Raw genomic sequence first — 11616 nt, 5'->3', positions numbered from 1 at the left:
CGCGAATTGGTTGCCTGGCCGGTACACTGTGGCACTGCTAATGCCAGGATTTGAAATGTCTCAACTGACCACCGACTGGCGCGACCGCCCTACCCACCGCAAGGTCTGGGGCCTGGCCGCACCGATGATCCTCTCCAACATCTCCGTACCCCTGGTGGCGCTGGTCGACAGCACCGTCATCGGCCACCTGCCCCACGCCCACCAGCTGGGCGCCGTTGCCGTTGGCGCCACGCTGTTCACCTTCATGGTTGGCCTGATGGGCTTTCTGCGCATGGGCTCGACCGGCTTCGCAGCCCAGGCTGCTGGGCGCGGTGACGGCGCGGCGTTGCGCCAGGTGTTGGTGCAAGGCCTGCTGCTGGCCCTGGGCTTTGCCGTGGTCATCGGCCTGTTGGCGCTGCCCTTCAGCCAGTTGGCGCTGCACGCGATGCAGCCCAGCGCGGCGTTGCAGCAATCCACCGAGGATTTCTTCCACACCCGCCTGCTCGGGCTGCCTGCGGCACTGGCCAGCTACGCGCTGGTCGGCTGGTTCCTCGGCACCCAGAATGCCAGGGCGCCGCTGGCCATCCTGCTGACCACCAACCTGCTGAACATCATTCTCAACCTGTGGTTTGTGCTCGGCCTGGACTGGGGGGTGCTGGGTTCAGCGCGGGCCTCGGTGATCGCCGAGTGGAGCGCCGCACTGCTGGGCCTGGCCCTGACCCGCCCGGCCTTGCGCGCGTACCCCGGGCACATCGCCTGGGCGGCGCTCAAGCGCTGGCAGGCCTGGAGGCCGCTGCTGGCCGTCAACCGCGACATCTTCCTACGCAGCCTGGCATTGCAACTGGTGTTCCTGTTGATCACCGTGCAAGGCGCCCGGCTGGGTGAAGCGACGGTGGCAGCCAACGCCCTGCTGCTCAATGGCCTGCTGCTGACCGCCTACGCGCTCGACGGGCTCGCCCATGCAGTCGAGGCCTTGTGCGGCCATGCCATCGGCGCCCGCGACCGCGATACGCTCCGCCGCTCGCTGGTAGTAGCATGCGGTTGGTCGCTGATCACCAGCGTTGGCTTTGCCGGGCTGTTCCTGCTGGGTGGGCACCTGTTCATTGACCTGCAGACCGATATCGACAGTGTGCGCACGGCGGCTTACCCGTACCTGCCGTACTTGGCGGTACTGCCTTTGATTGCGGTGTGGAGCTACCTGCTCGACGGATTGTTCATCGGCGCGACGCGTGCGCGGGAGATGCGCAATGCGATGCTCGCGTCGGTGGTGATTGCGCTGCCGGTGGCGTGGGCCATGAGTGGGTTTGGCAACCACGGCTTGTGGTTGGCGTTTCTCGGGTTCATGGCATTGCGGGCGGTGACGTTGGGGTGGGTTGGGTGGCGGTTGCAGCAAAAGGGGCTGTGGGTTCAGTGATTTTGGGGCCGCTTTGCAGCCCATCGCTGGCAAGCCAGCTCCCACAGAATCACTGCATGGCCCGAGCCACGTGCAATACCTGTAGGAGCTGGCTTGCCAGCGATGGGCCGCAAAGCGGCCCCGGCGATTACGAAGACAAGTACGAAGAGCGGGTCAGCCCCAGGCGCAAGGCATCGAGGAACTGCGTCCGCTCGCGGGCGGTGATCTTCGCGCTGGCAACCTTGTCGCGGTAGTGAGTCATCAACTCCTCCGGCGACAGGTGCACGTAACGCAGCATGTCTTCGATGGTGTCGTGGGTCTCGATACCGGCGTGGTACACGCTGCCATCGGCATTCTGGTAGATGTTCACCGAGTCGGTATCACCGAACAGGTTGTGCATGTCACCCAGAATCTCTTGGTAGGCGCCAACCAGGAACACGCCCAGCAGGTAGTCCTCGCCCTCATTGAGCGCATGCACCGGCATGCTGGTCTCGATGCTCTGCTCGTCGACGTACTGGTTGATCTTGCCGTCGGAGTCACAGGTCAGGTCTTGCAGCACCGCGCGGCGCATCGGCTCTTCATTCAGACGATGCAGCGGGATGATCGGCAGTACCTGGCCGATGGCCCAGGTATCCGGCAAGCTCTGGAACACCGAGAAGTTGCAGATGTACTTGTCGGCCAGCTTGTCATTGAGCTCGTCCAGCACCTGGCGGTGCGAACGCTGGCGCGCCTTCAGCGAGTTGTGCAGGCGACGGCACACGGCGAAATAGCACTGCTCGGCCAGGGCTTTCTCGGCCAGGCTGATCTTGCCATCGGCGTACTGCGCCGCCACGTCACCCATGTAGTGGGTAGCGCGCCAGTAGGTCTCGGTGACCATCTCGATGTCGGTCGGGCCCAGCAGGTCGGCCAGCCACTGCACGGTCTCGGGCAGGGCTTCCTTGTTTTCGATGGTCGGCACGTCGTCGTTGTGTTTTTCGACGTCGGTCACCTGGATCACCAGCATGGCATGGTGCGCGGTCAGCGAACGGCCGCTCTCGGAGAAGATGTGCGGGTGCGGCAGGCCCTGCGCGTCGCAGAACTCCTTGAGCATGCCCACCACCACGCCGGCATAGTCATCCATGTCGTAGTTGATCGAGCTGGCATTGCGCGAGTGAGTACCGTCGTAGTCCACACCCAGGCCACCGCCGACGTCGATGTGGTCGACCGGCAGGCCCAGTGCACGCAGCTCGCCGTAGTAGCGGATGGCTTCCTTGAAGCCGTGCTGGTAGTCCGCCAGGTTGGCGATCTGCGAACCCATGTGGAAGTGCAACAGGCGGATGCCCTGGTCCAGGCCGGCATCGCGGAAGCGCTGCACCACCGAAATCAGCTGCGCAGCCGACAAACCGAACTTGGACTTCTCGCCACCGGTGTCGGCCCACTTGCTCGACGCCAGCGACGACAGGCGCACGCGCAAGCCGACCTGCGGCTTGACCTTGAGCTCGGCGGCCTCCTCGATCACCAGGGCGACCTCGGATTCCTTCTCGATGACGATGAACACGTTGTGGCCCAGCTTCTGGCCCATCAGCGCCAGGCGGATGAACTCGCGGTCCTTGTAACCGTTGCAGACGATGGTGCCGCCCTTTGGCGCCAGCGCCAGCACTGCCAGCAGCTCGGGCTTGGAGCCGGCCTCAAGGCCAATCGAGACGTTCTGCGTGGCGATGATGTTTTCCACCACCGCTTCCTGCTGGTTGACCTTGATCGGGTACAGCGCGGTGTACTGGCTCTGGTACTCGAGGCGCGCGATGTTGGCGTCGAAGGCACCGGTCAGCTGGCGTACACGGTCTTGCAGGATGTCGGGGAAGCGCACCAGCAACGGCAACGACAGGCCGCTCTGGCGCAGTTCGTCGACCTGCTCGAACAGGTCGATCGGCGCGCTATTGGGGCCATTAGGGCGTACTTCGACGCGCCCGGCTTCATTGATGGCGAAATAACCAGCGCCCCAATGGCGGATGCCGTAAACACTGCGGCTGTCGGCCACGGTCCATTGGCTACCATCGTCTTTGCGTGTGCGTCGTACGGACATTCAAGTCCCCTATAGATAAGTCGAAAACACTGCCCCAACGAAAAGGGCCGGCGCAGTGTAGAAGCTGAAAATGACGATTCGTCCGGTTCAGGGGTAGACCCTTCCAACAGGAACGAGTTTAGAAAGCACTGGGCAAAAAAACGCGCGACGGCCTCAACCGCCCGACTTTTTCGCCTTGAAACCCTGTTTGGTCAGCTCGCCGATCAACAGCTCGACATGGTCGCCCTGAATCTCGATAACCCCGTCCTTCAAGGCGCCACCGGTACCGCAGCGGCGCTTGAGCGTGGTGGCCAGCTCCTTGAGCTGATCGAGGGGCAGCGGCACACCGGTGACGGTGGTCACGGTCTTGCCACCGCGGCCTTTGCTTTCCCGGCGTACGCGGGCAATGCCGTCGCCTTCGGGGATGATTTGCTGCTTGCAGGTGCAGGCATCCACCGGCTGGCTACAGTCAGGGCAGTGCCGACCGGCATCGGTGGAGAACACGAGACCGCCAAGGGCGGAAAAGGAAGAAGCTTTCTTGGCCACTTTTGTTCCTCTGTGCTGAGGACAAAAACTGGTCGGCGGGAGCCGACCGCGAAGCCCCACTCTGGCAGGGGCGGCGCTACTGCCGCAAGATCTTGCGACAGCCCGAAAAGGGCGCGCAGTGTAACGATAAATCAGGGGATTGCTAAGTACTGGAATGCGCCATTTTGCGAATGTTTTGCGACCCTTCGCGGGCAAGCCCGCTCCTACAGGTACTGCACGGTTCTTAAAGGCTCCGGTAAACCTGTGGGAGCGGGCTTGCCCGCGAATAGGCTGCAACGCCGTGCAACTAGGGCAAGCTGGCTTTGTACCGCTGCAACGCCGCCAACGAGTCCGGGCAATACGGCTTGGTGTGGCTTTCTTGTTCCGCCTGCGCCAGGCTGATGAACCGCGCCTCGCTCACCTCTTCCGGCTGCAAGCGCAACGGTGCATCGGACACCGCCGAATACACCGCACACCACAAGCGGTTATCGGGTTGGTCGAAGTAGAACCGTTCATGAAAGCGCAACGCGACGCCGTCGATACCCAGTTCTTCGGCCAACTCCCGCGCAGCCGACTCGGCGTAGCCCTCGCCCGCCGTCACCATGCCGCCCGCCGCCACATCCCAAAAGCCTGGGTACAGCGCCTTGCTCAAGGTACGCCGGTGCACGCACAACTCCCCGGCGCTATTGAACAGCAAGATGAACGTGCAACGGCCAATCAGCCCGCGCTCGCGCAACTCTGCCCGGGGCAAGGCGCCGAGCACCTGGTCGGCTTCGTCGACCCAGGCAACCAGCTCACGGTCGGAAGCCGCCCGATGGGCGGCTTCTTGGGTGCTGATGGCCACGATCACCCCTGCGACAGCAGCTGACGCAGGTCGATGACCGCAGCGTTGGCCCGGGAGATGTAGTTGGCCATGACCAGCGAATGGTTGGCCCACATGCCGAAGCCGCTGCCATTGAGCACCATCGGGCTCCACAGCGCTTCCTGCGAGGCTTCCAGCTCACGGATGATCTGGCGCACGCTGACCGTGGCATTCTTTTTCGCCAGCACATCGGCGAAGTCGACCTCGATGGCGCGCAGCAGGTGCGACAGCGCCCAGGCCTGGCCACGGGCTTCGTAGAACACGTTGTCGATCTGCAGCCATGGGGTTTCGACCAGCTCTTCGTCAACCTGCGGTGCCTGGCCAGGTTGTACCGACTCGGTCTTCAGGGTGGTGTTGAGCTTGACCCGGCCAACGCTGGCCGACAGGCGCTGCGACAGCGAACCCAGGCGGGTAGCCACATCGCCCAGCCAGTTGTTCAGGTTGTCGGCACGGGTGTAGAAGATCGCGCCCTTGTCGCCAGCGGCCAGGCGAGTCTGGTAGCGGTTCAGCGACTTGATGCCTTCTTCGAACTCAGACTCGCTCGACGGCAAAATCCAGCTCTTGTTGTCGAAGTTGAAGCGCGGCTCGGCCTTGGCCAGGTCGGCGTCTTCAGTGGACTGCGACTGCGAGCGGGCGAAGTCTTTGCGCAACGCGCGGGACAAATCGCGGACCTGGACCAGCACGCCGTATTCCCAGCTCGGCATGTTGTCCATCCACAGCCCCGGCGGGAAGCGGTCGTTGGAAATGTAACCGCCCGGCTTGTTCAGCAAGGTACCGGCGACGGTCTTGAGGGTTTCGATGGTGGTATAGCCGATGACCATCTGCTGGCCATTACGCTCGGCCGCAGCCTGGGCGTTCTGCTGCACCGGGAACAGCTCCGGCTCCTGGCTCCAGTACCAGCCCAGGCCGATACAGACCAGCAGATACAGGCCGATCAGAGTACCCAGGGCACGGCTCCAGAGGCCGCCCAGGTAGCTACGGGCGGCGGCGCCACGGCCATCAACACGCTCGCGGGGTTCGGCTTTGGCCTCGCGGTTTTTCCAGTCCAGCATGGCATTGTCCTTAATCAGTCAAGACGGTTCAGAGGCTTGGACCCCAGGCCTTCGCCAGGGTGCCACGGCAAGCCCGCATCGCTGCACTATAAAGCAGACACTGCCGTACGCATAAGCGACCAGTGGGTCAGTAACTGAATATTCGTTCTAAACGCTTTGTTGATGGAGGGCACTCACCCAACGGAAAAGAGCTGCTAGCATAGAGCCATCATCGCACCTGCACACCACCCACCCAAAAGTAGCCAGGACATGAGCCAAGCAGTCGATCCGAGCCACCAGTGCCCCGCCCAGCACCTGTCGCGTCCCGGCCTGCGCAAGGATGACCCGCTCAACCCGGTGCCCCTGCCGCCCCTGCGCAAGCCTGTATACATCCTTTTGCAGGACCATGAGCGCGCCCAACGCCTGGCCCAGCAGCTGGAGTTTTTCGGCCTCGGTGTGCAGGCCTTGTTCAGTGCGGATGCGTTTCGGGCTTCGCTCAGTGAATGCCCGCCTGCGGCGGTGGTGATGGATGTCGACTTCACCGGCAGCGGCCAGGGCCTGCGCTTGGCCGCCCAAGCTCAGCAAGGTGTGCCGCAAACGATTCCGCTGCTGTTCTTCAGCCACCACGAAACCGATACCCCGACCCGCCTTGCCGCGGTGCGCGCTGGCGGCAAAGAGTTTCTGACCGGCACCCTGGAAGCCTCCAGCCTGCTGGAGAAGGTCGAGCTGCTCACCAGCACCACCCCGCTCGACCCGCTGCGGGTGTTGATCATCGACGATTCACGCCCCCAGGCGCTGCACACCGAACGAGTGCTGAGCAGCGCGGGCATGATCACCCGCAGCCTGACCGACCCGATCCGCACCATGGCGGAACTGGCCGACTTCCAGCCGGACCTGATCATCCTCGACCTGTACATGCCCGCCTGTACCGGCCCGGAGCTGGCCAAGGTAATCCGCCACAACGACCGCTATGTCAGCGTGCCAATCATTTACCTGTCGGCCGAGGACGACCTGGACAAGCAGCTCGACGCCATGAGCGAAGGTGGCGATGACTTCCTCACCAAGCCGTTCCGTTCGCGCCACTTGATCACCACCGTGCGCAACCGCGCCGCCCGCGCCCGCCACCTCAAGGCACGCATGGTGCGCGACAGCCTCACCGGGCTGTACAACCACACCCATATCCTGCAACTGCTCGAAGATTGCAGCTTCCGCGCCCGGCGCGAGCAGCAGCCCTTGAGCTTCGCCATGCTCGACATCGACCGATTCAAGAAGATCAACGACCGCCATGGCCATCCCATGGGCGACCGGGTGATCAAGAGCCTGGCACTGTTCCTCAAGCAACGGCTGCGCAAGACCGACTTCATCGGGCGTTATGGCGGCGAAGAGTTCGCCATCGTCATGCCCAACACCGCCCTGGATGCCGCGCACAAGGTATTGGACGAAATCCGCCGGCGTTTTGCCGAGATCCTCTATCCGGCGCAGCCACGGGACCTGAACTGCACGTTCAGCGCGGGGGTGGTGCAACTGGACGATGAGCTGGATGCGCTGACCATGGCCAGTGCAGCGGACGAGGCGTTGTACCGGGCCAAGCACGCGGGGCGTAACTGCGTGGTTCGGGTGGAGCCTTAACAAGGCAAAGTGCCATCTTTTTTTACATCAGGACACAGACGTCATCACTGCGTAACAAAATCGCAATAACTTCAGGCGCTTACCTCTCCCACTCCCCGCAGGAAGTTCGCGGCTATGCGCCTGAAGTGGCTGACCAATTTCAACACCCTGTTGCTGGTAACCGTCTGTATCGCCCTGGCCGTGACCTTGTGGTGGTCACAGCGTGCCCTGGAGCGCCCCTATCAGATGATGGAACGCTACCTGGGCCTGTCCCAACAGTTCCAGAACCAGGCAGCGCACAACATCCAGGCCTACCTGGCCAGTGGTGATGCCTTGCGCCATGCCGCTGCGATGGAGGCCAACCAGCAGTTGCAGGCGGCATTGGCCGAATGGCCCGACGCGCTGGCCGACAAACTGCACCCCAGCCTCGACAGCCTGCAGGCCTTTACCGCCGAAGAACTGCTGGCGGCCGGCAAGCTGGCCGGCGACCCGCAAGCGCTGCTACTGCAAGCCGAGCGCGAACTGGGGGCCAACTTCGAACAACTGGCCAATTACGCCCGCGACAGCGGCAGCGCCGAGGCCAACCGCTATCTGCTGCCTGTGCTCGACGCCACCGTGCACTTGGGCCGCCTGTCGCTGGCCCGGGACAAACTGGTCAGCAGCGGCCGCCCTGAACTGGCCGACGAAGTGGAGCGCGAGCTGCAACTGATCCGCGCCCAGGCCCAGGCGCTCGACAGCTTGCCGTTGCTGGGTATTACCCGTGCAGCCGAGTCCAATGCCGATGATTTCGCCGCCCTGATGGGCCTGGAAACCCAGGCCAGCGCGCAGCAGGAAGACATTGCCGTCGCCCTCAAGCGCGAACTGCAGAGCCTGCTCACGCGCTACCCGGCCGAACTGCAACGCACCCGCGAGCAAATCGAGCGCCGCGCCGCCCTGGCCGCCAGCACGGGCCAACGCCTTGAAGCGGTGCAGCAGGCCATCGCCGGCCTGGAGCCTGAAGTCCGCGGGCTGCACGCCAAGATCGCCGCCGAAGTGCGTATCAGCCAAGGCCTGATGATCGGCCTGATCCTGCTGATCGCGCTGCTCATCGACACCCTGCAGCGGCGCTTGGCGCGTACGTTGACCAGCCTGGCGCCGGCCCTGTCGCACTGGGCCGAGGGCGACTTCGCCAAGCCGATCGCCCTGGGCAAAACCAACCGCGAGCTGCACGACATCCAGGAATCGCTCAACCGCCTGCGCCACTACCTGGTGGAACTGGTCGGCACCATCCGCCACAACGCCGAACAGGTGGCCGGCAGCAGCCATGCCCTGGCCGGTATGAGCGCCGCCCTGCACGACGGTGCCGAGCGCCAGGCGGGCGACACCGGGCAGATTCGCGACGCGCTGGGTGAACTGGAAGCGACCATCCAGCAAGTGGCCGGCGATGCCAGCGCGGCTGCCGACGCCAGCCGCGATGCCGGCCGTGCGGTGGAGCACGGCCAGGCGGTGATTGGCCAGAGCTTGTCGGGGTTACGCGAACTGGTCGACGAAGTGCAGGGTAACGCCCGCATGATCGAACAACTGGCTGAGGAGTCCGCCACCATTGGCGGCGTGTTGACGGTGATTCGCTCGATTGCCGAGCAGACCAACCTGTTGGCCCTGAACGCCGCGATCGAAGCTGCCCGCGCGGGCGAAATGGGCCGTGGCTTTGCCGTGGTGGCAGACGAAGTGCGCTCCCTGGCGCAGCGCACCACAGGCGCAACCGGCGAGATCCAGACACTGATCGACCGCTTGCAACAAGCCGCCAGAGGCTCGGTGGCCGGCATGCGAGCGCAGTTGGAACATGCCGAAGCCACCGCCGACCAGGCCCAGGCCGCAGATGGCGCGCTGGACGAGATTGTCCGCGCCATTCGTACCATTGCCGATACGGCGGTGCGGATTGCCGATGTCACGGCCCAACAGAGCGGTGCGGTGAGCGAGATTCGTGACCATAGCGAGCGGATTCACGAGTTGGGCGAGGACAATTTGCAGCGCATTGGCGAGGGGCGTGAGCAAGGGGAGCAATTGCTGAGCCTGGGCAGCGAGCTGAGCACGGCGGTGCGGGCGTTCAGGGTGTGAGCGTTTGCCTGGGCCGGCCCTTTCGCGGGGCAAGCCCGCTCCCACAGGGTGACCTCTGCACTTGAAGTTGGCGTGAACTCGTGGGAGCGGGCTTGCCCCGCGAAAGGGCCGGTACAGGCGAATCAGCCATCGGCCATGTGTCGTTCCCCCGGTCGACACACGCCAAATCAAGACCAACTCCGCTATCATGCCCAGCACGTTCCACGTCGCGAGTCCGCCATGCGCCGCCTGTTTCTCCTGCTGTTCCTGCTGCTGGCCAGCCCTGCCTTCGCCACGGGCCTGCTCGACAACCGCCCCAGCGCCACCCTCGGCGCCGCTTCGCTGTCCAACGCTGCCGATTTTCTGCCCGTGCACGAAGCGTTCAAGCTCAGCCTGATCCAGGCCGATGCCCAGAGCATCAAGCTGCGTTTCGTCGCCACCGACGGCTACTACCTCTACCGCCACCGCTTCAATTTCCGCACAGAGCCGGCCGGCGTGGCCGTGGGCACGCCCAACATCCCTAAAGGCGAAGCCAAGCACGATGAGTTCTTCGGTGACGTCGAGGTGTACCACGGCGTGCTCGACATCGAGCTGCCACGCACCGACCCTCGCGCGTTCACCCTGCTGGTGGGGTACCAGGGCTGCGCCGACAAAGGCCTGTGCTACCCCCCGGAAACCGCGCGCCTGAGCATCGATGGCGAAGGTGGCACCCCCAGCGCGGCACCGGCCACAGGTGAACAGGCCTGGAGCTGGAAATCCCTGTTGCTGTTCTTCCTCGCTGGCGTCGGCCTGACCTTCACCCCTTGCGTGCTGCCGATGCTGCCCATCCTCTCGGGCGTGGTGCTGCGTGGCCAGGCTAACGGCTTGCGCGGCCTCGCGCTGTCGCTTGCTTACGTTGTATCGATGGCCGCCAGCTTCGCCGTGCTGGGCGCGCTGATGGGCCTGTTCGGCGCGGGCTTGAACCTGCAGGCACGGCTGCAGTCGGCCTGGGTACTGGTGCCTTTCGCGTTGTTCTTCGTGGTGTTCGCCCTGGCCATGTTCGGCCTGTTCGAATTGAAGCTGCCACAGGCCTTGAACAATCGCCTGGACTCGCTCGCCCACCGCACCAAAGGTGGCTCGCTAGTCGGCGCGGCAGTGCTGGGCGTGCTTTCCAGTTTGCTGGTGTCGCCCTGCGTGTCGGCGCCACTGGCCGGTGCCCTGCTTTATATCAGCGCCAGCGGCGATGCCCTGGGGGGTGCGCTGAAACTGTTCGCCCTCGGCCTGGGCATGGGTGCGCCGTTGCTGCTGGTGGCTACCGGTGGCGCAGCCTGGTTGCCGAAGAGCGGCCCATGGCTTAACACGGTGAAAAACGCCATCGGTGTGCTGTTGCTAGGGCTGGCCATCGGCTTGCTCAGCCGCGTGCTGCCTGGCCAGGTGACGTTGCTGCTGGTCGGCTTCCTGGCTGCCGGCGTGGCGCTGTTCCTCGGGGCCCTGGAATTCGTCATCAAAACCCCGCGCCAACGCCTGGCGCAATTGCTCGGCCTGGCGTTGCTGGTTTACGCCCTGGCCTGCTGGTACGGGGCACTGAACGGCCAGGGCGACCCCCTGCGCCCCTTGCCTGCCCCCGCCGCGGCCACGGGCAGCGCCAGCCCGGCCGTCAAGGCCGATGCCTGGCAGACCCTCACCACCCCCGCCGCGCTCGACGCGGCACTGGCCCAGGCCAAGGCCGCGGGCCAGCCGGTGTTGCTGGACTGGTACGCCGACTGGTGCATCAGCTGCAAGGTGATCGAGCACGAAGTGCTCAATGCGCCGCAGGTGCAATCGCAGCTGAGCGCCTTCAAATTGCTGCGTTTCGACATCACCGAGAGCAACGCCGAGCAACGTACGCTGCTCGACCGCTACCAGCTGTTCGGCCCGCCTGCGCTGCTGTTCTTTGCGGCGAACGGCAGCGAAATAACCGCTGATCGGGTCATAGGCGAGATAAACACCGCCGATTTCGCCGAGGTTCTGACGCGCGTACGCGGCAAACTCGGTCTATAACTTCCGGCGAGCTGCGAAAAATCCTCAAGACAGTGACCAGATTTAATTATCCGGTCACATACTTCGCGCGAATCTCGGACAT

Annotated in this window: 8 protein-coding genes; 4 read left to right on the top strand and 4 right to left on the bottom strand. The window is 64.2% G+C overall.

The features are described 5' to 3' along the window. Nucleotides 1–55: 55 nt before the first annotated feature. Nucleotides 56–1393, top strand: a complete 1338-nt coding sequence (locus HU764_RS01080; protein WP_186682102.1) for an MATE family efflux transporter — start codon at nt 56–58, stop codon at nt 1391–1393. Nucleotides 1394–1520: 127 nt separating this feature from the next. Here the strand turns inward: HU764_RS01080 and speA are convergent, their stop codons facing one another. From speA to HU764_RS01060, 4 genes are all read right to left on the bottom strand, one after another. Further along, on the bottom strand, nt 1521–3434 hold the full coding sequence (gene speA / locus HU764_RS01075) for an arginine decarboxylase (protein ID WP_027594957.1): 1914 nt from the start codon (nt 3432–3434) through the stop codon (nt 1521–1523). Nucleotides 3435–3587: 153 nt separating this feature from the next. Then, nucleotides 3588–3959, bottom strand: coding sequence for a translation initiation factor Sui1 (locus HU764_RS01070; RefSeq protein ID WP_027594956.1), 372 nt, complete (start codon nt 3957–3959; stop codon nt 3588–3590). A gap of 286 nt (nt 3960–4245) precedes the next feature. Further along, nucleotides 4246–4782 (bottom strand): NUDIX domain-containing protein, encoded by a 537-nt coding sequence (locus HU764_RS01065; RefSeq protein WP_186682106.1) that lies wholly within the window; start codon nt 4780–4782, stop codon nt 4246–4248. A gap of 2 nt (nt 4783–4784) precedes the next feature. After that, nucleotides 4785–5852: a DUF2333 family protein gene (locus HU764_RS01060; RefSeq protein WP_027594954.1), complete on the bottom strand. Its 1068-nt coding sequence runs from the start codon at nt 5850–5852 to the stop codon at nt 4785–4787. Nucleotides 5853–6101: 249 nt separating this feature from the next. Between HU764_RS01060 and HU764_RS01055 the strand changes: the two genes are divergently transcribed. From HU764_RS01055 to HU764_RS01045, 3 genes are all read left to right on the top strand, one after another. Then, nucleotides 6102–7460 (top strand): diguanylate cyclase, encoded by a 1359-nt coding sequence (locus HU764_RS01055; RefSeq protein WP_186704005.1) that lies wholly within the window; start codon nt 6102–6104, stop codon nt 7458–7460. Nucleotides 7461–7574: 114 nt separating this feature from the next. After that, nucleotides 7575–9536 (top strand): methyl-accepting chemotaxis protein, encoded by a 1962-nt coding sequence (locus HU764_RS01050; RefSeq protein ID WP_186704004.1) that lies wholly within the window; start codon nt 7575–7577, stop codon nt 9534–9536. Nucleotides 9537–9755: 219 nt separating this feature from the next. Then, entirely contained in the window at nt 9756–11534 is a 1779-nt protein-coding gene (locus tag HU764_RS01045; protein WP_186704003.1) for a protein-disulfide reductase DsbD, read from the top strand. Nucleotides 11535–11616: the final 82 nt, after the last annotated feature.

The sequence above is a fragment of the Pseudomonas kermanshahensis genome (assembly GCF_014269205.2).
In the GTDB taxonomy this organism is placed as follows: Bacteria; Pseudomonadota; Gammaproteobacteria; order Pseudomonadales; family Pseudomonadaceae; genus Aquipseudomonas; species Aquipseudomonas kermanshahensis.
Note: the sequence above shows the minus strand (reverse complement) of the source record. Positions and strands in the feature narration are given on the sequence as shown.

Excerpts from the sequence above, each read along its gene's own strand:
- HU764_RS01045 (WP_186704003.1), top strand. The coding sequence starts at position 9,756 with ATGCGCCGCCTGTTTCTCCTGCTGTTCCTGCTGCTGGCCAGCCCTGCC.
- speA (WP_027594957.1), bottom strand. The coding sequence starts at position 3,434 with ATGTCCGTACGACGCACACGCAAAGACGATGGTAGCCAATGGACCGTG.
- HU764_RS01050 (WP_186704004.1), top strand. The coding sequence starts at position 7,575 with ATGCGCCTGAAGTGGCTGACCAATTTCAACACCCTGTTGCTGGTAACC.
- HU764_RS01060 (WP_027594954.1), bottom strand. The coding sequence starts at position 5,852 with ATGCTGGACTGGAAAAACCGCGAGGCCAAAGCCGAACCCCGCGAGCGT.
- HU764_RS01055 (WP_186704005.1), top strand. The coding sequence starts at position 6,102 with ATGAGCCAAGCAGTCGATCCGAGCCACCAGTGCCCCGCCCAGCACCTG.
- HU764_RS01080 (WP_186682102.1), top strand. The coding sequence starts at position 56 with ATGTCTCAACTGACCACCGACTGGCGCGACCGCCCTACCCACCGCAAG.